14 protein-coding genes are annotated in these 24,039 nt (G+C 75.6%); 2 read left to right on the forward strand and 12 right to left on the reverse strand.

Features of this window, described 5'->3' with window-relative positions; all coding sequences use genetic code 11:
- Positions 1–86: 86 nt before the first annotated feature.
- From P3T27_RS09295 to P3T27_RS09310, 4 genes are all read right to left on the reverse strand, one after another.
- Positions 87–1,490 (reverse strand): dipeptidase, encoded by a 1,404-nt coding sequence (locus P3T27_RS09295; RefSeq protein ID WP_280676307.1) that lies wholly within the window; start codon positions 1,488–1,490, stop codon positions 87–89.
- A gap of 145 nt (positions 1,491–1,635) precedes the next feature.
- Positions 1,636–4,500: an ABC transporter permease gene (locus tag P3T27_RS09300; RefSeq protein WP_280676309.1), complete on the reverse strand. Its 2,865-nt coding sequence runs from the start codon at positions 4,498–4,500 to the stop codon at positions 1,636–1,638.
- Positions 4,497–5,261 (reverse strand): ABC transporter ATP-binding protein, encoded by a 765-nt coding sequence (locus P3T27_RS09305; protein ID WP_280676311.1) that lies wholly within the window; start codon positions 5,259–5,261, stop codon positions 4,497–4,499. Before P3T27_RS09305 ends, P3T27_RS09300 begins: the two co-directional genes overlap by 4 nt.
- A gap of 79 nt (positions 5,262–5,340) precedes the next feature.
- A complete protein-coding gene (locus P3T27_RS09310) occupies positions 5,341–5,973 on the reverse strand; it encodes a PadR family transcriptional regulator (RefSeq protein ID WP_280676313.1) in 633 nt (210 codons plus the stop codon).
- Between the two features lie 78 nt (positions 5,974–6,051).
- On the opposite strand from P3T27_RS09310, the gene P3T27_RS09315 reads away from it, so the two are divergent.
- Entirely contained in the window at positions 6,052–7,029 is a 978-nt protein-coding gene (locus P3T27_RS09315) for an endonuclease/exonuclease/phosphatase family protein (protein ID WP_280676315.1), read from the forward strand.
- Between the two features lie 19 nt (positions 7,030–7,048).
- Here P3T27_RS09315 and P3T27_RS09320 read toward each other — a convergent pair whose 3' ends face one another.
- From P3T27_RS09320 to P3T27_RS09335, 4 genes are all read right to left on the reverse strand, one after another.
- Complete coding sequence (locus tag P3T27_RS09320) at positions 7,049–8,179, reverse strand: PP2C family protein-serine/threonine phosphatase (RefSeq protein WP_280676317.1); 1,131 nt, start codon at positions 8,177–8,179, stop codon at positions 7,049–7,051.
- A gap of 253 nt (positions 8,180–8,432) precedes the next feature.
- Positions 8,433–11,690 carry an ATP-dependent DNA helicase gene (locus P3T27_RS09325; protein ID WP_280676329.1) on the reverse strand — a complete coding sequence of 1,086 codons (3,258 nt, stop codon included), beginning with the start codon at positions 11,688–11,690 and terminating at the stop codon, positions 8,433–8,435.
- 32 nt (positions 11,691–11,722) lie between these two features.
- Complete coding sequence (locus P3T27_RS09330; RefSeq protein WP_280676331.1) at positions 11,723–15,040, reverse strand: ATP-dependent DNA helicase; 3,318 nt, start codon at positions 15,038–15,040, stop codon at positions 11,723–11,725.
- An 84-nt stretch (positions 15,041–15,124) separates the two neighbouring features.
- Positions 15,125–15,493: an MGMT family protein gene (locus P3T27_RS09335; protein ID WP_280676333.1), complete on the reverse strand. Its 369-nt coding sequence runs from the start codon at positions 15,491–15,493 to the stop codon at positions 15,125–15,127.
- 143 nt (positions 15,494–15,636) lie between these two features.
- Between P3T27_RS09335 and P3T27_RS09340 the strand changes: the two genes are divergently transcribed.
- A complete protein-coding gene (locus tag P3T27_RS09340) occupies positions 15,637–18,390 on the forward strand; it encodes a lysylphosphatidylglycerol synthase transmembrane domain-containing protein (protein ID WP_280676335.1) in 2,754 nt (917 codons plus the stop codon).
- A 213-nt stretch (positions 18,391–18,603) separates the two neighbouring features.
- Here the strand turns inward: P3T27_RS09340 and moeZ are convergent, their stop codons facing one another.
- From moeZ to P3T27_RS09360, 4 genes are all read right to left on the reverse strand, one after another.
- Complete coding sequence (gene moeZ / locus P3T27_RS09345) at positions 18,604–19,782, reverse strand: adenylyltransferase/sulfurtransferase MoeZ (RefSeq protein ID WP_280676337.1); 1,179 nt, start codon at positions 19,780–19,782, stop codon at positions 18,604–18,606.
- Between the two features lie 231 nt (positions 19,783–20,013).
- Positions 20,014–20,988: an NAD-dependent epimerase/dehydratase family protein gene (locus P3T27_RS09350; RefSeq protein WP_280676339.1), complete on the reverse strand. Its 975-nt coding sequence runs from the start codon at positions 20,986–20,988 to the stop codon at positions 20,014–20,016.
- A 91-nt stretch (positions 20,989–21,079) separates the two neighbouring features.
- A complete protein-coding gene (locus P3T27_RS09355; RefSeq protein WP_280676341.1) occupies positions 21,080–22,180 on the reverse strand; it encodes a hypothetical protein in 1,101 nt (366 codons plus the stop codon).
- Positions 22,180–23,889: a DUF3492 domain-containing protein gene (locus P3T27_RS09360; protein ID WP_280676343.1), complete on the reverse strand. Its 1,710-nt coding sequence runs from the start codon at positions 23,887–23,889 to the stop codon at positions 22,180–22,182. Before P3T27_RS09360 ends, P3T27_RS09355 begins: the two co-directional genes overlap by 1 nt.
- Positions 23,890–24,039: the final 150 nt, after the last annotated feature.

A 24,039-nucleotide genomic window follows, 5' to 3' on the forward strand; every position in this document is an offset into this window, starting at 1 on the left:
TCCATCCCCACGTGATGAATCATCCGGATGAGTGATCTGACTGCCATGGTGTGCTCGCGCGGGCTCCCCCGGCGGGCCGGACGGGCTCACGCGCCGGGCCGGAAGTTCTCGGCCAGGTCCCCCCACAGGTACGCGGCGGTCTCCACGCCCTTGGCCAGCAGGTCCAGCTCGACCTTCTCGTTGACCGAGTGCCAGCCGTCCGAGGGCACCGAGATACCGAGGAACAGCACCGGCGCGCCGAGCACGTCCTGCAGGTCGGCGGCGGGGCCGGAGCCGCCCTCGCGGGTGAAGAGGATCTTCTGCCCGAAGGCCCGCCCCATGGCGCGGACAGTGGACTGCAGCGCCGGGTGGTCCAGCGGGGTCAGGCAGGGCCGGGTCGCGCCCGGGAAGGCCAGCTCGTAACGGACGCCCTCGGGCACCCGCGCGGCCACCCACTCCCGGACGGCCTCGCGCACCTTCTCCACCTCCTGCCCGGCGACCAGCCGGAAGGACAGCTTCAGGTGCGCCGAGGACGGCACGATGGTCTTGCCGCCGGGGCCGGTGTAGCCGCCCCAGACGCCGTTGACCTCCGCGGTCGGGCGGGCCCAGACCCGCTCCAGGGTCGAGTACCCGGCCTCGCCCCGGGTGCCGTACGACTTGGCGACCCGCAGCCACTGCGCCTCGTCGAAGGGCAGTTCGGCGAACAGCTCGCGCTCGCGGTCGGTCAGCTCGATCACGCCGTCGTAGAAGCCCGGGATGTCCACCCGCCGGTCGGCGTCGTGCAGGGCGGCCGCCAGTTCGGCGGCGACCTCGGCCGGGTTGGGGACGGCGCCGCCGAAGGAGCCGGAGTGGATGTCGGTGTCCGGGCCGTACAGGTCGATCTGGGCGTCGGCCAGGCCCCGCATCCCGGTGCAGACGGTCGGTGTGGTCTCGGACCACATGCCGGTGTCCGAGATGACCACCACGTCGGCGGCCAGCCGCCCGGCCTCGCGCCGGACCAGGTCGGCGAAGTGCGGCGAGCCGGACTCCTCCTCGCCCTCGATCAGGAGCTTGAGGTTGACGGCCGGCGCGGTGCGCCCGGTGGCGGCCAGGTGGGCGCGCACGCCCAGGGTGTGGAAGAACACCTGGCCCTTGTCGTCGGCGGCGCCGCGGGCGAACAGCTGCTTGCCGACCACGGTCGGGGTGAACGGCTCGGTGTCCCAGCCGTCCTCCTTGGCGGCCGGCTGCACGTCGTGGTGCCCGTAGACCAGGACGGTCGGCGCGGACGAGTCCCCGGAGGGCCACTCGGCGAACACCGCCGGCAGACCGTCGGTCTCCCAGACCTCCGCCACCGGGAAGCCGGTGTCGCGCAGCTTGGCGGCCAGCCACTCGGCGGAGCGCCGCACGTCGCCGGCGCGGCCGGGGTCGGCGGAGACCGAGGGGATGGCCAGCCACTCGGAGAGGTCGGCGAGGAAGGCGGCCTGGTGCTGGTCGATGAAGGCGCGGACGACGCTGTCCGGAGTTCTCGTCATACGGACGACTTTAGTTCGCCCGTGCGGGTGCCCGCCCGGGCCGTCCGGCTGCCGGGCGCCGCCGGGGCTGTAACCTCCGTCACCCCCGGCCGCGACCCGGCGGTGACCGGGGCGCGGACGGGGGTGACGGGAGGGCACGGGGACCTCAGCCGGAGCGGCGCAGCAGCGAGATCCGCGAGCGGGTGAGCAGCGCGGCCAGGCCCGCCGCGAGCAGCGGCAGCACCACCACGGTGATCGCGAGGGTGGTCCACGGGAAGACCACGACCGACTTGTTGGCGATCACGTCGGCGGTCATCCCCGGTACCGTGGCCGCCGCGCCCTGGACCTTGCGCAGCGCCACCGCCGGCACGATCCCGCAGACGGTGCCGAGCACGGTGCCCATGGCGGCGATCACCCCGCACTGGAAGCCGGACAGTGTGCGCCGGATCCGGGGCTCGGCGCCGACCGCCGCGAGGGTGGTCAGGTCGCGCTGGGAGTCGGCGGCGGCGAGGCCGGTGGCGATGCCGGCCGCGCCGAGGGCGACGACGGCGGCGAAGATCGACAGCCCGAGGCTGATCAGATCGGCCCTGGACTGGTAGCCGCGCTCGATCGAGAGGACGTCCTGGTCGGTGAGCTTGGCGAGCGCCCCGTTGGCCTTCTGCTGGGCGCCGTCGGAGGGGGCGCCGTCGGGCAGCCAGACCGAGCCCGCCGGGGAGGTGGTGAGCCCGAGCCGGGTGGCGGTGTCGGGGCTGATCACGGCTGCGCCGTTGGCCGGCACCGTCGCGGACACGAGGACGGCGTCGACGGCGATCTCGGTGTGGCCGCGCTTGCCGGGGGACGGCACGTCGCCCGCTTGGAACGGATCGTTCAACTCGACGGCGACCTTGCCGTCCTTGAGGTAGCGCGCGTCGAAGACCACGGCCTTGCCGGCGGCGAGGGCCCGGCCGGCGGCCGGGTCGGTGACGCCGAAGAGGTTGCGCAACAGGGTGGCGTCACCCGCGCTGAGGTCGCCGTAGGGGCTGCCCCGGTGGCCCATGCTCTTGCAGCGCGGGTCGGTGGTGAGGAGGCGCTCGGTCTCGGCGGAACCGAGGTCGTCGTTGTCGACGACGGGGCAGCGCAGTTCCTTGGGCAGCTCGACCCGGATGTAGCCGCAGCTGCCGCCGGCGGAGCAGTCGCCCTTGTAGTTCACGCGCTGGACGTCGGCGCGCGGCCCGAGGGCGGGGATGTTGCGCTCCACCTCGTCGCGCATCTGCGGCAGCAGCTTGCCCTCGGCGGCGGGCAGCCAGCCGCTGCCGATCAGGACGGCGCCGGCGGGGGCCGCGGCGACGTACTCGCGACGGCCCTCCTCGTCGTAGCTGGCCGTGTAGACGCTGACCGCGACGGTGCCGGCGACGGCGGCCATCACGGCGGCGACGGCGGGCGCGGTGCGGCCGCGGTGGCGCACCGAGTCGCGCAGGGCGAGCCGGGGGCCGAGCGAGAGCCAGCGGCCGAGCCGGCCGAACAGCCCGACCAGGTAGGGCGTCAGGGCGACCATGCCGAGTTCGGCGACGGCCGAGCCGCCGAGGACGGCCAGGCTGCGGCTGGCGAAGCCGCTGGTGGCGCCGAGCAGGGCGAGCGCGGCGCCGCCGCCGACCATCAGCAGACCGAGCAGGGCGAGCTTGCGGCTCGGGGGCTTGAGCGAGTCGCGCCCGGTGAGCGCGGCGACGACGTCCTGGCGGGAGGCCTGGACGGCGGGCACCACGGCGGCGAGCAGGCCGGTGACCAGGCCGACCAGGAGCACGCCCAGCAGGTCGAGCGGCTGCAGGTTGAAGTGGCCGAAGCGCTGGCCGGCGTACTCCTCCGCCTGGGTGCGCAGCAGGGCGACCAGTCCGATGCCGAGTCCGAGGCCGACGACGGCGCCGGTGACGCCGAGGACGATGCCGCCGCCGAGGACGACGGCACGGACGTTGGCGCGCTCACCGCCGCCCGCGGCGAGCAGGCCGAGCTGCCGCCGGGAGCGCCGGGCCCCGACGGCGAAGGCGGGGCCCGCGAGGAGGACGATCTCCAGCAGGGCCATGCCGACGACGGTGGCGAGGATGACGACGGAGGTGCGGTCGAGGTAGCCGGTGCTGCTGCCGCCGTGCTTGTCGGCCTCGACGTAGTAGGGCACGTCGGCGCGGGCCGGCGGGTCGAGCAGGACGGTGCGGGAGGCGAGGGTGAAGCCGTAGCCGCCGAGCTCGGTGACCTTGGACCAGTCGAGGGTGGCGCCGGCGGGGAGCTTGACGAGCCAGCGGGTGGGCTCGTCGGTACCGGCGTTGCGGCCGTCGCCGGCGCCCGTGAGCTTGGCGACCTTGCTGATCAGGGTGCCGGGCCGGGCGACGATCTCGGTGGCCGTCAGCTCGCCGGGGTACTCGACGACGCCGGTGATGGTGAAGGGGGCGTCCTCCAGGCCGCGCACGGTGGTCTGGTCGCCGATCTTGAGGCCGGAGCGGGAGAGGAACTCCCCGGTGACGGCGGTTTCGCGGTCGGTGGCCGGAGCGCGGCCCTTCACCAGGTTGACCCGGCCCTTCCAGACCGGATCGGTGAGGTCCAGCTCGGTGGTCCGGGCGCTGAGCAGGCCCTGGGCACTGCCGGCGGCGGTGAAGGGGCCCTGCCGCTCGGGCACGAGGGTGGCGCCGGGCGGGAGCAGTTGCCGCGCCAGTTCGGCGGGTTCGGTGTCGAGGCTGCGCTGCTGGACGGGGGTGTACCGGGGGGCGGCGCCGTCCTTGGCCTCGTACTTGGGGCTGTTGACGGTCATGCCCTTTTCGGGGTCGGGCGCCTGCAGGACGGTGGCGCCGCGTTCGACCATCTCCAGTTCGCCGTCGGCCTGGCCCATGACGCGCACGACGTGTTCGGCGGGTTCGAGGTCGGCGCTGCGGAAGACCACGTCGGCGCCGGTGACCCCGAGAACGGGCAGCGCGACCATGGCGATGACCAGGGCGCTGCGGCCCTTGGCCCGCAAGGCGTCGCGGCGGGCGATGCGCAGGGCGACCCGCCAGGCGCTGAGCTTCACTCGTCCACCTTCACGCTGTTGGTGGCGGCGGTGACGAGCAGGCTGGCGGCGTCCTGGCTGACGCTCTCGTCGACCATGCGGCCGTCGCGCAGGAAGACCACGCGGTCGGCCCAGGCGGCGTGCCGGGCCTCGTGGGTGACCATCATGGCGGCGGCACCGGCGTCGCAGCGGGCGCGCAGGACGGCGAGGACGGCCTCGCCGGTGGTGGAGTCGAGGGCGCCGGTGGGCTCATCGGCGAGGACCAGGCGGCGGTCGCCGATCAGGGCGCGGGCGATGGCGACGCGCTGCTGCTGGCCGCCGGACATGTCGTCGGGGAAGCGGTCGGCGAGCTCGGGGATGCCGAGTTCCTCCAGGGCGGCGAGCGCCTCGCGGCGGGCGGCGCGGGCGGAGAGGCCGTCGAGTTCGCGCGGCAGCGAGATGTTCTCGCCAGCGGTGAGGGCCGGTATCAGGTTGTAGTCCTGGAAGACGTAGCCGACGGAGCGGCGGCGGACCTGGGCGAGCCGCTTGCGGGTGAGCCCGCCGAGGGCGACGCCCTCGACGAGGACCTGGCCGTCGGTCGGGGTGTCCAGTCCGCCGGCGAGGGTCAGGAGCGTCGACTTCCCGGAGCCGGACGGGCCCATGACGGCGACGAACTCGCCGGGGTGGACCTTGAGGTCGATGCCGCGCAGGGCTTGGACCTGCGCGGCGCCTTGGCCATGGACTCGGGTGACGTTCTCCAGGTGCAGTACCGGCGTCTGCCGGGCCGGTTGGGTGTGGGACATGGTTCCCCCCTTGTGCTGGTGGTGTGCTCGGCGTCGGGTCCGAGTCGGTGGTTCGGGTGGCCGCCGCGGCCGGGCGCGCTCAGGCGCGCAAGCGGCGGCGGGCGGGCGGGGCGCCCGTGGCGCCGCCGTCGCGGGCGGCCTCGGCGGCGCGGGCCTGTTCGGCCTCCGCGTGCTGGGCGAGGCGGGTCTCGCAGTGGTCGAGCCAGCGGATCTCGGCCTCGGTCTGGAAGATCAGCTGGTCGAGGACGAGCAGCCAGGCGAGGTCGTGGCTCGCGGAGGACGCGACGCCGGGCCTCGGTTCCCCGGCCAGCGCGCGGCCCTTGAGCCGGGTGTAGTCCTGGAGCGCCTTGATGCTGTGCCGGCGCTGGCCCTGGACGACGGTGGTGACGTCCACCCCGGGGACGGTGACCGCCATGGCGAGCTTGATGGCCAGTTCGTCGCGCGGCGGGTTGGTCCGGGGCACCGGGGTGTCGAACCAGGCCCGCAGCTCGGCTCGTCCCGATGCGGTGACGGCGTAGAACTGGTGGCCCTCCTCGTCCTCCCCGGCGGGCTCGACCAGCCCGTCCCGTTCCAGCCGGGACAGCGTGGTGTAGACCTGCCCGACGTTGAGCGGCCAGGTGGCGCCGGTGCGCGCCTCGAACTCGGTGCGCAGCTGGTAGCCGTAGCGCGGGCCCTGGTCGAGCAGGGCGAGCAGACCGTGACGGATGGACATACCGAGTATGTATACCCGGTATGCCCTACGGCCTCAAGCCGCGCCTCCTCCCCCGGCGACCGGGTACCGTCGTGCGGTGTGAGCCAGTTGCGCATCGCCACCTTCAACCTGCTGCACGGTCAGCCGCTCGCCCCGGACGGCGCCCCGCGGCCCTACCCGGCCGACGCCGGCGGGCCGCTGGCGGAGGCGGTGGCCGCGCTGGACGCCGACGTCCTGGCCCTGCAGGAGGTGGACCGCCACCAGTCCCGCTCCGGCGGCACCGACCAGGCCGCGGTCGCGGCCAAGGCGATGGGGGCCGCCGACTGGCGTTTCGCCGCCGCCCTGCACGGGCGCCCGGCGCCGGTCGCGGGCTGGGTGCCGGAGCCGTCCGCGCCCGGCGGCCTGCGGGTGTACGGGCCGGGCGACGTGGGCGACGGCGCCGTCCCCTCGTACGGCACGGCGCTGCTGACCCGGCTGCCGGTGCGGCACTGGCGGGCCCGCCGGTTCGCCCCGGCGCCGTTCGGACTGCCGCTGCGGGTGGCCGGCCGGCGCGGGCTCACCCCGGTGCCGGACGAGCCGCGGGCGGCGCTGGCGGCCGTACTGGAGGGCGAGCACGGCCCGTTCACCGTGGTGGCGGCGCACCTGTCCTTCGTCCCCGGCTGGAACATGGCGCAGCTGGCCGGCATCCGGCGGTGGATCGCGGACCTGCCGCAGCCGTACCTGGTGCTGGGCGACTTCAACCTGATCGGCGCGGTGCCCCGAACCGTCCTCGGCGGGGCGACCGCGCTGGAGCGCACCGCACCCCGGGCGCGGGTGCGGGTACGGGAGCTGCGGGCGGCCCGGCGGGCCCGGCCGGCGCTGGCCGAGCCGCGCCGGCGCCGGGTGCGCGAGCCCCGCGCCCGCCTGCAGGGCTGGCACGACCTGGCCCGCACCCCGACGTACCCCTCGCACCGCCCGGCGGTGCAGTTCGACCACGTGCTGGCGATCGGCGTGCCGCGCGCCGCGGTCGGCCCGGCGGCGGCGCCGCGCGCGGCGGTGTCGGACCACCGGCCGCTGCTGGTGGAGGTCGGCCTCTGAGGCCGGCGGGCTCCAGGGCCTAGCTCTGGGTGGTGTGGGTCAGGACGCCGTTCTGGTGCGGGAGTTGGGCCCCGATGGCCGGGGGTGGCTCGTACTGGAGGAGCAGCATGGCCGCGTCGTCGCCGAGTTGGCGGCCGACGTGGCGCACCACGTCCTCGTGCAGGCGCTGCAGGACGTCCGCCGGGCGGCCGTCGGCGCAGCGCGGGAGGCGTTCGGCGAGCGGGTAGAAGGTGCCGGAGCGGTCGCGGGCCTCGATCACCCCGTCGGTGAACAGCAGGACCCGGTCGCCGGGCCGCAGCGGCACCCGGTGCACCGGCGGCCGGACGTCGGCCGGGTCGAGGACGCCCAGCGGCGGTACGGTCTCGGCGAGTTCGAGCGGCCGGACGTCCTCGCCGCGCAGCAGCAGCGGGGCGGGGTGGCCGCAGTTGACCAGTTCGGCGGTGCCGTCCGCTCCGACGCCGATCAGCACCAGGGTGACGAACTCCTCCTCCACTCCCGGGTGGTCGTTCTCGTGCAGGGCCCGGTCGAGGCTGACGGCCAGCCAGCCGGCGACCCGGTCCAGCGCGGGCTCCTGGTGCGCGGCCTCGCGGAAGGCCCCGAGGACGGCGGCGGCCGTCTCGACCGCGCCGAGGCCCTTGCCGCGGACGTCGCCGACCACGGCCCGGACGCCGTGCCGGGTGTTGACCACCTCGTACAGGTCGCCGCCGATCCTGGCGTGCGCGGCGGCGGCCTCGTAGTGGACGGCCGCCCGGACGGTGCCGACCCGCTCGGGGACGGGCCGCAGCAGCACCCGGCGGGCGATCGAGGCGACGAGTTGGGCGTCGGCCAGCGCCCGCTCCTGGCGCAGCCGAAGGGTGGCGCTGACCCAGCCGATCGCGGCGACCAGCAGGATCGCGAAGACGCTGGCGGTGTGCACGGACTGGTCGAGCGTGTCGCTGCGCAAGGCCATCAGGAAGGCCACCGCCTCGGTGAACAGGCCGATGGCGAGCGGGTACCAGGTGCGGTGGCTGACCACGGCGGCCAGCGCGGGGACGGCGGTGAGGGCCGGTTCGACCGTCACCTCGGTGTTGCTGACGTAGTCGAGGGCGACGATCAGCGCCATGCCGATGAAGGGCAGCGCGAGCGCCGTCCTCGGCCAGGTGCCGGTCACGCCTGGAGCGGGTCCCGGGGTCGGCCCGGTGAACCGCTCTCTGATCCATCCGGTCGCGCTCAACGTCGTTACTCCAGCAGAAGACGCCGGTGCCCGGGGGCACCTGCGGTGATGACTGAGGGTCAGGGAATGCGGGCCTCGCTGGCGGCCGGAGCACGGGGGTTGACCGGTTACCGACCCCACAATAGGCGCGAAACGTGCATGACGCACAGGTTTCGGGCGTTGCCGTGATGACTTGAATGCTCTGCGTGACTCATTCTTCACTGTTCCCGATCAGGAGCCGTTCCAACTCTTTTCGGTCGGGAAGTCCTGCCGGACGGACGATCCGCCCGCTGCGGACGTACAGGAAGGACGCCGTGACCTGCTCCGGCGGAACGCCCGCCTGCTCGGCCCAGGCGATCCGGTAGACCGCGAGCTGCAGCGGGTCGGCGGTCTCCTCGCGGTGGGTCTTCCAGTCCACCACTTCGTAGCGTGACGCGCCACCGGTTACCGACGACACGTCACCGTCCCGGTAGACCGCGTCGATCCGGCCGCGCACCACCCGCCCCCCGAGCACCAGGTGGAACGGCGCCTCCACCCGGTGGGGCCGGCGCTGGGCGTACGGGGTGCGCAGGAACGCCTCCTTGAGCCGCTCCAGGTCCTGCTCGTCCTCGATGCCGTCGTCGTCGGCGCCGGGCAGCGCGCCGGGCTCGATCAGCAGCAGCGGTTCGATCCGGGACTGCACCCAGGCGTGGAAGCGGGTGCCGCGCCGGGCGGCCGGCTGCGGCGGACGCGGCATCGGCCGGGCCAGGTCGTGCGCGAAGCCGTCCGGGTCGGCGGCCAGCCGCAACAGCTGGGTGGCGGACAGCGCGGCGGGCAGCGGCACCTCGCGGGCGGTGCGCCGGGAACGCTCCAACTCGCCCAGCAGCGCGGTGAGATCGCGGTCCCAGGAGGCCACCTGGCGCTGGTCCTCGGCGGCCATCGGCTCGGGTTCGGGGGCGGGCGCGCCGGCCAGTCGGGCGTGCACCACCGCGGCGACCCGGCGGCGGGCGTGCTGGGCGGCCGGGTCCAGCGGAAGCGGCCAGGGACGCTCGACGGGGGCGGCCAGCGCCGGGTTCTCGGCGCCCTTCTCCGGCTGCTCGGCCCAGCGCTCGACCTCCCCGGCGCCGGGGAGGTCGCAGTGCTCGCGCAGCTGCTCCAGGAAGACGGACGGGCCGCGGACGGTCTTCTGGCTCGGCCCCCACCAGTGCCCGGAGGCCAGCAGCAGCGTGCGCGGGCGGGTGAACGCGACGTAGCCCAGGCGCAGCTCCTCGGTGCGGGAGTGCTCGGCCAGCTGCTGCTTGAACGCGGTCATGGACTTGCCGTTCCACCCGCCGCGCACGTCCGGCAGGGTGGCCGCGTCGCCGCGCAGGGCGTGCGGGAGCACCCTCTTGGTACTGGTCCAGCGCTCGCGCGCGGTGCCGGACGGGAAGGCGCCCTTGACCAGGCCGGGGACGGCGACGACGTCCCACTCCAGGCCCTTGGACTTGTGCGCGGTGAGCACCTTCACGGTGTCCTCGCCGCCGGGCAGGCTGCTGTCCAGGCCGCGCTCGTACTCCTGGGCCGCGCGCAGGAAGCCGAGGAAGGCGGCCAGGCCCGGGTCGCCGTCGAGGTCGGCGAAGGAGGCGGCGACGTCCAGGAAGGCGTGCAGGGTCTCGCGCCGCCGCGCGGCCAGCGCCTGCGGGGAGGCGGCGAGTTCGACCTCCAGGCCGGTGACGGCCAGCACCCGGTGCAGCACGTCCATCAGCGGGTCGGCGAGCGAGCGGCGCAGGTCGCGCAGCTCCTGGGCCAGGCGGGCGAGGCGGACCCTGGCCTCGGCGGAGAACGGCAGCTCGTCGGGCTGCTCCGCGTCGAGGAAGGTCTCCACCGCGTCGGCGAGCGAGACCACCTCGGTGGGGTCGGCCTCGGCGACGGCCGCCGTCAGCGCCTCGACGCCCTCGGGCCGGTCGGTGCGCACCAGGTCGGCGGCCCGGCGCCCGAGCAGGGCGAGGTCGCGCGGGCCGATCCGCCAGCGCGGGCCGATCAGCAGGCGCACCAGCGCGGCGTTGGCGGTCGGGTCCTGGAGCACCTCGCAGACCGCCACCAGGTCGGCCACCTCGGGCAGTTGCAGCAGTCCGCCCAGGCCCACCACCTCGACCGGCACCTCGCGGGCGACCAGGGCCGCGTGGATGTCCGGGAAGGCCGCGCCGCCGCGGCACAGCACGGCGATCCGGCCGGGCGCGGTGCCGGTGCGCACCAGGTGGGCGATCGAGTCGGCGAGCCAGTCGACCTCCTCGGCGTGGGTGGGCAGCAGCGCCGCCCGTACGAAGCCGTCCCGCTCCGCGCCGGGGGCCGGGCGCAGCGCCTCGACGCCCTCGTGCATGGCCCGCAGCGGCGCGGCGAGTTCGTTGGCGAAGGCGAGCAGCCGCCCGCCGCTGCGGCGGTTCTCGCTGAGCGCGTAGCGGGCGGCGGGGCTGCCGTCGGCCTTCGGGAAGTGCCGGGGGAACTCGTCGAGGTTGGCGACGGAGGCGCCGCGCCAGCCGTAGATCGCCTGGCAGGGGTCGCCGACGGCGGTGACGGGGTGGCCGGTGGCGCGGTGGCCGGGGGCGGCGCCGTCGGGGCCTGCGGTGTCGGGGCCGGCGGCTTCGGGGCCGGCGCCGAACAGGCCGGCGAGCATCAGCCGCTGGGCGACCGAGGTGTCCTGGTACTCGTCGAGCAGCACGACCCGGAACTGGCCGCGGAGCAGGTCGCCGACCTCGGGCCGCTGCTGGGCGAGCCGGGCGGCGGCGGCTATCTGGTCGCCGAAGTCCATCAGTCCCGCGGCCTGCTTGCGGCGCCGGTAGTCCTCGACCAGGCGCAGCAGCTCCAGCCGGGCCCGGGCGGTGACGGGCACGGCCCGCAGGTCGTCGTTGGTGAGCTTGACGGTGGCGAGGGTGTCCAGCAGGTCCTCGTCGTGGGCGCGCAGGACGTGCGGTTCGACCAGGTGCTCGGCGAGTTCGCCGTCCAGCGCGATCAGGTCGGCGACCAGGTTGGCGAAGGTGCCGGTGAGCGCGGGGAACGGGCCGCGGGCGGTGCGCAGCACCTTGGCGGCGAGCTGGAAGCGGGTGGCGTCGGCGAGCAGCCGCACGTCGGGTTCGACGCCGATCCGCAGGCCGTGCTCCTTGAGCAGCCGGCCGGCGAAGGCGTGGTAGGTGGAGATCTCCGGTTCGCCGAGCGGCTCCGCGTCGTCCTCCCCGGCGACGCCGGCTCTCAGCAGGGCGGCGCGCACCCGCTCGGCGAGCTCGCCGGCGGCCTTGTTGGTGAAGGTGAGGCCGAGCACCTCCTCGGGCCGTACGGCGCCGGAGCCGACCAGCCAGACGACGCGGGCGGCCATCACCGTGGTCTTGCCGGAGCCGGCGCCGGCCACGATCACGGCCGGTTCCAGGGGGGCGCCGATGGCCGCCATCTGCTCCCGGTTGAACGGGATGCCCAGCAGCTCCTTGAGCTGGTCGGGATGGCTGAGCACGGCGGTCACCCCGCAACGTTAACCGGAGCGGCGGACAACCTTCACTCGACGAGTTGCGCCCCGTCCCGCTGGGCGGAGCAGCTGCGGCGGAAGGCGCAGCGGTCGCAGCCGCCGCCGGTCTGCGGGACGAAGCGCTCGGCGAGGACCTTGCCGGCCGCGGCGGCGAGCAGGTTCTCGATCCACGGCTCGCCCTCCGGCGGGTCCTGCCGCTGCACCTTGGGGGCGTCCTGGGCGGCCTTGGCGGCGGGCTCGCGCAGGTGGACGAGTTCGGCGCCGCCGGTGGCCGGGGGGCGGTCGGCGAAGCCGGGCAGCTCGTTGAGCGCCCCGGCGCGGACGGCGAGCTGGTAGACGGCGAGCTGCTTGTGCTCGGGCAGCGACTTGTCGGTGGGGATCTGCTTGCCGGTCTTGAAGTCGACCACGTAGGCGCGCCCGGCGGTGTCCTTCTCGACCCGGTCCATCGAGCCGCGGATGCGCACCGAGACGCCGCCGACGTCGAGGGTGACGTCGAAGCCGTGCTCGGTGGCGACCAGGTCGCGGCCGCGCTCCAGCACGTGCCAGTTGAGGAAGCGCTCCAGGGCGGCGCGGGCCTCGGTCTTCTCCTGCTGGGACTTCCAGGGCGCGTCGAAGGCCAGCGCGTCCCAGACGGTGTCCAGGCGTTCCATCAGGACGGCGAGGTCGGCGGGGGTGCGCCCGGAGCCGACCTCGTCGGCGAGCGCGTGCACGACGTTGCCGAAGCCCTGGGCGGCGGAGCCGGCGACGCGGGCCTTGACCTCCTTGTCCAGGAACCACTGCAGCGAGCAGCTCTCCAGCTGCTCCAGGCCGCTGCCGGACAGCCGTACCGGCAGGTCGGCGCTGCGCAGCGGCTCGGGGGCGGCGGTGGGGTCGTCCAGGCCCCACCAGCGCTCGGGGCGGGCGGCGGGCACCAGCGGCAGGCCCTCGTCGTCGGTGGCGGCGGCGAGGACGGCGAGCCGTTCGGCGGCGGCCCGGCGCAGTTCGGGCGAGCGGGCCGGGTCGACGGTGACGGCCCGCAGTTCGGCGATCAGCGCGGGGACGGACAGCGGGCGGCGCGGGCGGTGGGTGACGTCCTCGACGGTGACCGGCGGGGTGCGGCGCACGACCCGGCCGGTGCGCGGGTCGACGTCCTCGCGGTAGAGCTCGCGCAGGAAGCGGGAGGGCTCGTCGCCGTCGTCGGCGGGGGCCTTGACGGCGGTGACGATCAGCCGCTCCCTGGCGCGGGTCGCGGCGACGTAGAAGAGCCGGCGTTCCTCGCCTAGCAGGGCGCCCGGGGAGAGCGGTTCGGCGAGGCCGTCGCGGCCGATCCGGTCGGCCTCCAGCAGGGAGCCGCGACGGCGCAGGTCGGGCCAGAGGCCGTCCTGGACGCCGGCGACGACGACCAGGCGCCACTCCAGGCCCTTGGCGCGGTGGGCGGTCATCAGCCGGACGGCCTCGGGGCGCACGGCCCGCACGGTGAGGGTGTCGGCGGCGATGTCCTGGGCGTCGAGCTCGGCGAGCAGGTCGAGGGCGCCGCGGTGGCCGGTGACCTGCTCCTCGGCGCGGGCGGCGGTCTCGAACAGCGCGCACAGCGCGTCGAGGTCGCGGTCGGCGTTGCGGCCGGCGGCGCCGCCGCGCAGGGCGGCCCGCTCCAGGCGCTCGCGCCAGCGGCGGCTGCCGTCCCACAGCTCCCAGAGCGCCTCCTCGGCGGTGCAGCCGCCGGCCAGCCGCTCGCGGACCTTGCGCAGCAGGGTGCCGAGGTCGCGGGCCCGGCGGGCGTGGGCGGGGTCGAGGGCGACCAGCCGCTCGGGCTCGGCGAGGGCCTCGCGCAGGAGGTCGCCGGCCGGGCGCGGGGCGGCGGGGTTGCCGTCGGCGCGCAGGGCGGCGCGCTCCTCCTCGCGCAGGGCGCGGCCGAGGCGGCGCAGGTCGGAGCCGTCGAGGCCGCCGAGCGGGCCGGTGAGCAGGGCGTGGGCCAGCTCGGTGGTGAGCGGGTCGGGCGTGTCCGGGTCGCCGTGCCGGTCGCGGGCGGCCTGCTCGGCGCAGACCCGCAGGGCGAGCAGCAGCTGGGCGACGGCCGGCTCCTCGCGCAGCGGCAGGTCGTCGCCGTCGATCTCCAGCGGGACGCCCGCCGCGCTGAGCGCCCGCCGGACGCCGGGGATGGAACGGGCGCCGGCCCGGACGAGGACGGCCATCTCGCCCCAGGGCACGCCGTCCTCCAGGTGGGCGCGGCGCAGCAGGTCGGCGATCGAGTCGAGTTCGGCGCCGGGGGTGGGGTAGGTGTAGACCTCGACCCGGCCGCCCTCGCGGGAGGGCAGCAGCGCGCGGTGCTGGGCGAGCTTGTCGGCGGGCAGCCGGCCCATCGGCATCCGCCGGGCGATCTCCCGGGAGGCGGCGAGCAGGACGGCGCCGGAGCGGCGGGAGACGCGCAGCACCTTGACGTCGGCGGGGCCGCCGTCGGCCCGGCGGAAGGTCTGCGGGAAGTCGAGGATGCCGTTGATGTCGGCGCCGCGGAAGGCGTAGATCGACTGGTCGGGGTCGCCGACCGCGACGAGCGCCCGTCCGTCCCCGGCCAGCTGGCGCAGCAGCCGGACCTGGGAGGGGTCGGTGTCCTGGTACTCGTCGACGAACACCACCTCGTAGCGCCGCCGCAGTTCCTCGCCGACCTCGGGGCGTTCGGCGAGCAGCACGGCCCGGTGGACGAGTTCGGCGTAGTCGAGGACGCCGCGCAGGTCGAGCACGTCGAGGTAGTCGGCCAGGAAGTGCGCGGCGGCGGCCCAGTCGGGGCGCTGGACACCCTGGGCGAAGCGCTCCAGTTCGGCCTCGCCGAGGCCCAGCTCGCGGCTGCGGGCGAGGACGGCGCGGACCTCGTCGGCGAAACCGCGGGTGGTCAGGCAGGCCCGCAGGTCGAGCGGCCAGTGGATCCGGGAACTGCCGAGCCGGGCGTCCTCGGCGCCGCCGGCCAGCAGTTCGCGGACCATGACGTCCTGTTCGGGGCCGGAGAGCAGCCGCAGCGGCTCGGCGTAGTCCTGCGGGTCCTGGTGGGCGCGCAGCAGGGCGTAGCAGAAGGAGTGGAAGGTGGTGGCCTGCGCGGCCGCGGCCGAGGCGCCGAGCCGGCCGGACATCCGGTCGCGCAGCTCCAGCGCGGCCTTGCGGCTGAAGGTGAGGACGAGGATGCGCTCGGGGTCGGTGCCGTCCTCGATCCGCCGGGCGACCGCCTCGACCAGCGTGGTGGTCTTGCCCGTCCCGGGGCCGGCGAGCACCAGCAGCGGGCCGCCGTCGTGCTCGACCACGGCGCGCTGGTACTCGTCCAGCACCGGCGGGGCGGGCTGGACGAGCGGGCTGCGCACGAGCCGGTACGGAGAACTCACTGAACGGATCCTGGGGTTGTGCTGGAGGCGTGGTCGAGCGGGCCCGCCGGGGCCCGCCCGCATCGAGCCTACGATCCTGCCCCGTCAATCCCGTCCGCGCGGCGGATTCCCCGGAAGCTCCCGGCCGTCCCAGCGGGCCCGCCGCAGGTCGACCCGGGGCGGGTCGGCGAGCTCGCGCAGCGGGGTGCCCTCCTCGCCGTAGTGGGCGAAGGCGCGGTGCTCGTGCCCGGGCAGGAAGCGGCCGTCGGCGCGGATCACCCGCCACCAGGGGACCGAGCCGCCGTACAGGGCCATCACCCGGCCGACCTGCCGGGGGCCGCCCTGGCCGAGGTACTCGGCAACGTCCCCGTAGGTCATCACCCTGCCGGGTGGAATCCGCTCGGTCAGGTCGAGCACCAGTTCGGCGAAGGATGGCAGGGCGTCCGGGAGGCCGTCGTCTGTTACGTCCGTCACCTGCGGCATTCTTCCTCACCGGCGCGCGCCCCAGGCCCCGTACGAACGATCCGCCGCGCCCGATCCGCCCCCTGTCCAGCACGGGGCGCCAGGGCATGCCACCATCTTCGGGGCGGTGAGTGGTGATACGAGGACAAGACCAGATGACCGGGACGGCTGACGTGGGCGTGGACAAGGACTCCGACGAGTCCGCCGCCGCCGTACCCTCGGCTCCTGGTGGAGGGCCCGCAGCCGGGCCGACCCCGGAAGTCTCCCTGATCAAGGACCTGACGATCAAGACCCCCGCGCCCACCGAGGCCCCCGAGGAACCCGCCGAAGCCGCCGAAGCCGCCGCGGCCCCCGGGGAACCGACCGTCCCCGCCCCCGCCGGCGAGCCACCGGCCCGGCGCCCGCTGCCGGACTACCACGACCCGCTGGACGACACCCCGCACCTGGACGTCGACGAGCCGCTGCTCGCCGCCCGGGCGCACCGCCCGTCCGACCTGATCCGCTTCCTGGCCGGCGTCTGCGGCATAGTCGCCGTCTTCGTGCTGGCGGGCATCGCCACCTCGACCACCACCGGCATCGAACAGGACATCGCCACCAACGCGCCGCACTTCTCCGCGGTGCTCTCCACGATCACCGGCCTGCTCTCCAGCGTCGCGGTGCTCGCCGTACCGCTGGCCTTCGCGGTCGAGCGGCTGATCAAACGCGACGGCCTGCGGGTCGCCGACGGCGTCCTCGCCTCGGTGCTCGCCTACGGCGTCTCGCTGGGCATCGACTGGTGGGTGGCCGAGGGCGCCTCCGACCACATCCGGGACGCGCTGACCCGGCTGCCGATGGACAGCAACGGCACCCTCACCGACCCGGTGCACGGCTACCTCGCCCCGGTGATCGCCTACATGACCGCGGTCGGCATGTCGAGCAGACCGCGCTGGCGGGTCGCCCTGTGGGTGGTGGTGGTCTTCAGCGGGATCACCGAACTGCTCGGCGGCTACACCACCCCGCTGTCGCTGCTGCTCACCGTCCTGATCGGCTGGTCCGTCGCCTACGGCACGCTGTACGCGATCGGCTCCCCGAACATCCGGCCCACCGGCCAGCACCTGATGATCGGCCTGCGCAAGGTCGGCTTCACCCCGCAGAGCGCCCACCGCGCCCCGGACGCGCCCGGCGGCACCCGCCGCTACTACGTGACCCAGCAGAGCGGCCCGCCGCTGGACGTCCACATCATCGACCGCGAGCAGCAGGCCTCCGGGTTCTTCTACCGGGCCTGGCGGCGGCTGCGGCTGCGCTCGGTCGCGGTGCGCCGCAGCCCGCAGTCGCTGCGCCAGGCGCTGGAGCAGGAGGCCCTGATCGCGTACGCGGCGGCCGCCTCGGGCGCCCGCGCGCCGCAGCTGGTCGCCACCTCCGAGCTGGGCCCGGACGCCGCGATCCTGGTCTACGGCAAGGTCGAGGGCCGCATCCTGGACGAGCTCTCCGACGACGAGGTCACCGACCTGGTGATGGCCTCGCTGTGGGAGTCGGTGGCCGCGCTGCACGAGCGCCGGATCGCCCACCGGCGGCTGACCGGCGAGTCGCTGCTGGTGGTGGACGAGAAGACGGCCTGCCTGGTCAACCTCTCCGGCGGCGACATCGCCGCCACCGACCTGACCCTGCGCATCGACGTCGCCCAGCTGCTCACCACCTTCGCGCTGCGGATCGGCCCGGAGCGCGCCGTCGCCACCGCCAACGCGGTGCTCGGCGCCGACCGCGTGGCGCAGGCGCTGCCCCTGCTCCAGCCGGTCGGGATGAGCCGCTCCACCCGGATCGACCTCACCCGGCTCGGCAAGGAGCGCAAGGCCGCCGCCAAGGCCCGGGCGCTGGAGCAGGTCGCGGCCGGCGAGCGCACCCAGCAGCAGGCCGAGGAGGACATCGCGGCGGCCGGCGAGGACCTGCTGAGCCGCATCCGCGGCCAGATCCTGCAGATCGCCCCCGAGGCTCCGATGGAGCCGGCCAAGCTGGAACGGCTGAAGCCGAAGAGCCTGATCATGGTGATCGCGCTCACCTTCGCCGCCTACCTGGCCCTGACCACCATCAAGCCGGCCCAGCTCAAGCTCTCCCAGATGGACTGGGTCTGGGCCGCGGTGGCCCTGGCGGCGGCCGCCTTCAGCTACGTCGCCGCCGCGATGAGCCTGACCGGCTTCGTCCCGGAGAAGCTGCCGTTCCGACGCACCGTCGCGGCCCAGCTGGCCGGCTCGTTCGTCAAGCTGGTCGCGCCCGCCGCGATCGGCGGCATCGCGCTCAACACCCGCTACCTGCAGAAGGCCGGCATCCGCTCGGGCCAGGCGGTGGCCTCGGTCGGCGCCTCCCAGCTGGCCGGCCTGGCCGGGCACCTGCTGCTGCTGTTCAGCTTCGGCCTGATCACCGGCAGCCAGACCAACGGCGACCTCTCCGCCTCCCGCGCGGTGATCATCGGCGTGCTGACCGCCGCCGTGCTCGCCCTGGTGGTGGCGGCGGTCGCGCCGCTGCGCCGGTTCGTCCTGGGCCGGCTGCGCTCGCTGTTCTTCGGCGTCGTCCCGCGGATGCTCGACCTGATGCAGACGCCCAGCAAGCTGGTCACCGGCTTCGGCGGCATCCTGCTGCTGACCCTGTCCTTCACCGCCTGCCTGGACGCCTCGGTGCAGGCCTTCGGCGGCAACGTCAGCTTCTCGGCGGTCGCGGTGGTCTTCCTGACCGCCAACGCGGCCGGTTCGGCGATCCCCACCCCGGGCGGCATCGGCCCGGTCGAGGTCGCCCTTATCGGCGCCCTGACGGTCGCGGACGTGTCGCCGGCGGTCGCCACCCCGGCGGTCTTCCTCTACCGGGCGCTCACCTTCTGGCTGCCGGTGCTGCCGGGCTGGATCTCCTACAACATGCTGCAGCGCCGCGGCGCGCTCTGAGCCCGGAGACGCGGAAGGGCCCGCCGAGGCGGGCCCTTCGCCGTGTCATGCCTCAGACCGACCGGCACATGGTGGGTGGATGAAGGAGCGGCGTCCGGGCCGAGTCTGGGCGGTGCCGACGAGGGAGTAGCAGCGGAGCTGCGGCGACTGAGGAGAAGCCGTCCAGGCGACAGCCTGGGCGTCGCGACGCCGCCCACCATGTGTCGGTCGGTCTTAGTAGACCGGCTTGTGCGGCTCGATCTGGTTGACCCAGCCGAGCACACCGCCGCCCAGGTGGACGGCGCTGGCGAAGCCGGCCGCCTTCACCACGGCCAGCACCTCGGCCGAGCGCACGCCCGACTTGCAGTGCAGCACGATCTTCCGGTCCTGCGGCAGCTTCTCCAGGGCGTCGCCCATGAGGAACTCGTTCTTCGGGATCAGCACCGCGCCGGGGATGTTGACGATCTCGTACTCGCCGGGCTCGCGGACGTCGACCAGGAAGATGTCCTCCTTGTCGTCCTGCCACTGCTTGAGCTGCGCCGAGGTGATGGTCGAACCGGCGGCGGCGGCCTGCGCCTCCTCCGACACGACGCCGCAGAAGGCCTCGTAGTCGATCAGCTCGGTGACCGTCGGGCTCTCGCCGCAGACCGCGCAGTCCGGGTCCTTGCGGATCTTCACCTGGCGGTAGTTCATCTCCAGGGCGTCGTAGATCATCAGCCGGCCGACCAGCGGGTCGCCCACGCCGGCCAGCAGCTTGATCGCCTCGGTGACCTGGATCGAGCCGATGGACGCGCAGAGCACGCCCAGCACGCCGCCCTCGGCGCAGGAGGGGACCATGCCCGGCGGCGGGGCCTCCGGGTAGAGGCAGCGGTAGCAGGGGCCGTGCTCGGCCCAGAACACGCTGGCCTGGCCGTCGAAGCGGTAGATCGAGCCCCACACGTACGGCTTGCCGAGCAGCACCGCGGCGTCGTTCACCAGGTACCGGGTGGCGAAGTTGTCGGTGCCGTCGACGATCAGGTCGTAGCCGGAGAAGATCTCCAGGACGTTGGAGTTGTCGAGGCGCTCCTCGTGGAGGATCACGTCGACGTAGGGGTTGATCTCCTTCACCGAGTCCCGCGCCGACTCGCCCTTGGAGCGGCCGATGTCCGACTGGCCGTGGATGATCTGGCGCTGCAGGTTGGACTCGTCGACCACGTCGAACTCGACGATGCCCAGCGTGCCGACACCGGCGGCGGCCAGGTACATCAGCGCGGGCGAGCCCAGGCCGCCGGCGCCGACGCACAGCACCTTGGCGTTCTTCAGCCGCTTCTGCCCGGCCATGCCCACGTCGGGGATGATCAGGTGGCGGGAGTACCTGCGGACCTCGTCAACGGTGAGCTCGTCGGCCGGCTCGACCAGGGGTGGCAACGACACGGGGACTCCGATGGGTGTCTTGTTCAGGTGGCCAGGACCACCCTCGTGGCGGGGTCGCTGCTCCGCCGCGCGGGTGGCTCCTTACGCCAACAGTGTCATGCCCCTCCGGTATTCCGAGACAGCTCGTCCGACGGGCGAGACGCGCGGCGTCGGATCGTGGGACCGCCCGCCGGGCCCCGGAAAGCGCCCCGGGCCTGTCGGCACAGGCCCGGGGCGCTTTCCGGCGTCCGCTCAGACCCGGCAGGCCGTCTCCAGCCAGACGTCCCCGAGCGACTCCTCCAGCGGCACCTGTGTCCGCCAGCCGAGACGGTCCCGGGCGGTGCGCACGTCCGCCTGCCGCCACGGCACCGGCTCCCCCGCCGCGACCCGGCCCTCCGGGCGGTGGCCCGGCAGGTGGTGGCCGGGCAGGTGGTCGCCGCCCGGCCCGCCGACCTGCGCGGGCAGCAGGACCTGCCGGTTCTCCTCGACGATCGCCCCCTCGAAGCCGGACGCCCGGACCAGCAGCTGGGCGGCGTCCCGGGCCCGGACGGCATGCCCGCTGCCGATGTTGATCACCCCGGTGGCGGCCGACACCGCCGCCGCCTGGATCGCCCGCGCGACGTCCCGCACGTCCACGAAATCCCGGTATCCGGACAGGTCCGGCATGCGCACCTGGGCCTCGTCCCGCTCCAGCGCCCGCCGCAGCCCCTCCGCGAGCCGCCCGAACAGCGAGGCGGTCGGCGCCCCCGGGCCCACCACGTCGAACACCCGCAGCACCGCCGCGTCCAGGCCGGAGGCCAGCACCAGCTCCGTCCCGGCCAGCTTGGACACCCCGTACGGGCCGACCGGCCGCGGCTCGGCCTGCTCCGACACCGGCACCCCGCCCGGCACCGGGCCGTACTCGGCGGCCGAGCCGACGTGCACCAGCCGGGCCGGCTCCCGGCTGCGCCGGATCGCCTCGCAGACGGTGGCGACGGCCAGCGTGTTCGACCGGATCAGGGTCCGCGAGCTGCCGTAGGTGGCACCCGCACAGTTGATCACCACCTGCGGCGCGACCGCGTCCAGGAACCGGGCCAGCGCACCCGGACTCCCGGTGGTCAGGTCGAAGCGGATGTCGGCCGAGTCGCGCCGGCCGAGCACCGTCACCTGCAACTCCTGGTCCATCAGCAGACGATCGGTGACCCGGCGGCCGATGAAGCCGTCGGCGCCCAGCAGCAGCACCCTCATCGGGGGCGTCCTTCCACGAAGCGAGGTCGGAGACGACCTGGCGGACTGAAATCAACAACGGGACGAACCAAGACAGGAACGGGGACGGCGCTCAGCGGTGCGAGCCGGCCCGGCCGAGCACGGCCCAGGCGTACGCCAGCAGCCCGGCGGCGACCGCGCCGCCGCCGAGCAGCCCGGCCGTCGGACCGGTACGGCCCAGGGCGAGCAGCCCGAGGGTCGCGGCGGGGCCGGCCAGCGCCCCCGCCGCGGCGGCCGCGGTCCGGCCGCAGCGGGCCAGCAGCGCGGGCAGCACCAGCAACAGGCCCAGCACGCCCTGCGCCGCCCACTGCGCGGCGCCGGCCCGCTCGGCCGCCAGGTGCAGCAGCCCGCCGCCGTGGCCCGGCCCGGGGCGCGGCGCGACGACGGTCAGCACCGCCAGCGCGGCGAAGGTCAGCACCGCGAGCACCGCCAGGTGCAGGGCGACCGCCACCGGCAGCACCGGCCGCATCCGGGCCCGGAACTCGGCCAGCGTGGCCGCCGCCCCGAGATGGCCGCGGCCGACCTGCCGGGACCAGTGGGCCGCCCGCTCGGCCGCCCCGGCCGACACCGCCCCGGCCAGCACCAGCGCGGCGGTCAGCGGCCGGTCCCCGCCCGGCGCGGCCAGCGGGAGCAGCAGCAGCGCGGCCAGGCCCAGGCCGTACCCCAGCGCCGCCGGGCGCCACCGGGAGCCGGCCCGCCGCGGCGCCCGCGCCGGGCCCAGCCCGTCCGCCGCGCGGCAGGGGCCGGTGTGCGGCGGGCCGGGCTCGGCCGCGGGGTCCGCGGCCAGGGCGGGCGCGAGCGCCAGCGGGACGGCGGCGGGCAGCAGCACCGTCCAGCGGGCGCCGAACGCGACCACCGCCGCGCAGGGCAGCGCGGCCAGCGCGGCGGCGGTCAGCGTCGCCCGGACGGCGGCGGCGCGCTCCCGGCCGCGCGGCGGCTCCGGCGCGGGCGGGCGGCGGGGCACCCGCGCGTACAGCTCCTCGGCGAGCGAGAACAGGTCGGCGTGCCGACAGCGCGCGGCGGCCTCCGGGCCGAGCCCGGCCTCCTCCAGCCCGGCGGCGATCTCCAGGGGGTCGACGGCCCGCTCGCACAGCGCCCGGTGCTCGGCCATCACCTCGCGGACCGGGTCGCCCACCGGGCGCCCGGCGCCGCCCACCGCCGCGCCGCCGGCCATCAGACGACCTCCGCGAGGGCGCCGGGGCGCTCTTGCGCGCCGGCGTCGCCGCCCTCGTCCGCCAAGCCGTCGGCCCCGTCGGCCCCGGCCCGCCCGTCGCGGCCCGCGTGGCCGTCCCGACCGTCCGGACTGCCAGGATTGTCCGGACCGCCGGGGCGGCCCGGGCCGCCCGGACCACCCGGGGCCTCCGCGGCGCGCCGGCCGTCGGCGAGCCAGTACTCGGCGGGCCGGGCGAACGGGCGCGGCGGCTCCCCCGCCGCGCCGCCGCCCCCGCCGTCGGGGAAGGCCGGGTACTGCGAGACCAGCTCCAGGTAGATCTCCCGGAAGGCGCCGATCACCGGCTCCACGGCGAAGCGTTCCTGCGCCCGCAGCCGTCCGGCCAGCCCGAGCCGGCCCCGCCGCTCCTCGTCGCGCAACAGCGCCAGGCAGGCGCCGGCCAGCGCGCGCGGGTCCCGGGCGGGCACCAGCAGCCCGGTCGGCCCGACCACCTCGCGGGCCACCCCGACATCGGTGGACACCACCGCCCGGCCGCTGAGCATCGCGTCCGCGAGCAGCCGGGGACTGCGCTGGGACAGCGCGGAGAAGACGGCCAGGGTGCCGCCCGCCCAGGCCTCGGCGAGCGAGCCGGGCCGCCCGGCGAAGTCCACCGCCGCCGCCAGTCCCAGCCGCTCGGCGACCGCCGCGCAGTGCGCCCGGTAGCCGGGCGCGGCCTCCTCGCCGTGGATCACCAGCCGGGCCTGCGGCAGGTCGGCGCGCACCTGCGCGAAGGCGTGCAGCATCAGCTCGGTGTCCCGCCCCGGCTCCAGCGCGCCCGCCCACACCAGGGTCGGCACCGCGGGCTCGGGCCCGGCCGCCGGGCGGGTCACCGCGGGCGTCCCCTCGTACACCACCCGGGTGCGCGCCGGGTCGGCCCCGCAGCGGCGCTGCCACTGCTGGTCGTGGACGCTGCCGGGGGTCAGCACGGCCGCCTGCCGGTAGGTCTCCTCGGTGAGCGCCCGGAAGAACGCCAGCAGCAGTGCCCGCACCGGCCACCGGTACGGCGCCGCGCGGTAGCCGAGGTACTGCTCGCGCAGGTGCAGGCCGTGCTCGGTGACCACGAACGGCACCCCGTGCAGGTGGCGGGCCGCCAGCGCGGGCAGCGCCGCGAGGCCGCCGCCGACCACGTGGCACAGGTCGACGGCGCCGAGGCCGCCGGGCCCGGTGCCGTACCAGGGCGCGGACAGCGGCCGCAGGCACTGCTCCAGCAGGTCCGCCGCGACCAGCACGTCGCAGACCAGCGGACGCCCGGCCGAGGTGTCCGCGCCCGGCAGCCGCCAGACCCGTTCCAGGGTGCGCCGGGCGTGCACGGAGGCGAGGAAGGCGGGCAGCGCGCCGTCCTCCCGGGCGAGGGCGGCCAGCCGGTACAGCCCGGCCCCGAAGCCGGCCCGCTCCCCCGGCATGACCAGCGCGCTGACCAGCTCCTCGTACGCCCGGGCGTACTGGCGGCTGCGCAGCGCGCCCGGCGACCGCCCGCCCGGCCGGCGCCCCCACAGCGCCGGCTCGCGCACCCCGCGCCAGGCGGGCGACCGCCGCTCGGCGCCGCCCCGGCCGGTCACCAGGTACAGCTCGAACCCGTGCTCCGGCAGACCCTCGGCCAGCCGGTCGCACCAGCCTCCGGCGCCACGCTGGGAAGGTGGCCGGGCACCCTCGGTGAGCAGGGCAACGCGCACGGGAGACCTCCAGGGCAGAACGGATCGCGGGCGGATCGACGGATGGCTTGAGCGGCCGGCGTGGTCACCCGGCGCGGCCCCGCGCGGCGGCGGGGACGGTCCGGGGCCGAGGAGCCCGGTCGGCCGGGTACGACACCGTGACGCCCCCGG

It is taken from the genome of Kitasatospora sp. MAA19 (assembly GCF_029894125.1).
Classification (GTDB): Bacteria; Actinomycetota; Actinomycetes; order Streptomycetales; family Streptomycetaceae; genus Kitasatospora.

Coding starts and splice junctions, on each gene's coding strand:
- P3T27_RS09340 (WP_280676335.1), top strand. CDS start 15,637: ATGACCGGGACGGCTGACGTGGGCGTGGACAAGGACTCCGACGAGTCC.
- P3T27_RS09305 (WP_280676311.1), bottom strand. CDS start 5,261: ATGTCCCACACCCAACCGGCCCGGCAGACGCCGGTACTGCACCTGGAG.
- P3T27_RS09350 (WP_280676339.1), bottom strand. CDS start 20,988: ATGAGGGTGCTGCTGCTGGGCGCCGACGGCTTCATCGGCCGCCGGGTC.
- P3T27_RS09310 (WP_280676313.1), bottom strand. CDS start 5,973: ATGTCCATCCGTCACGGTCTGCTCGCCCTGCTCGACCAGGGCCCGCGC.
- P3T27_RS09355 (WP_280676341.1), bottom strand. CDS start 22,180: ATGGCCGGCGGCGCGGCGGTGGGCGGCGCCGGGCGCCCGGTGGGCGAC.
- P3T27_RS09295 (WP_280676307.1), bottom strand. CDS start 1,490: ATGACGAGAACTCCGGACAGCGTCGTCCGCGCCTTCATCGACCAGCAC.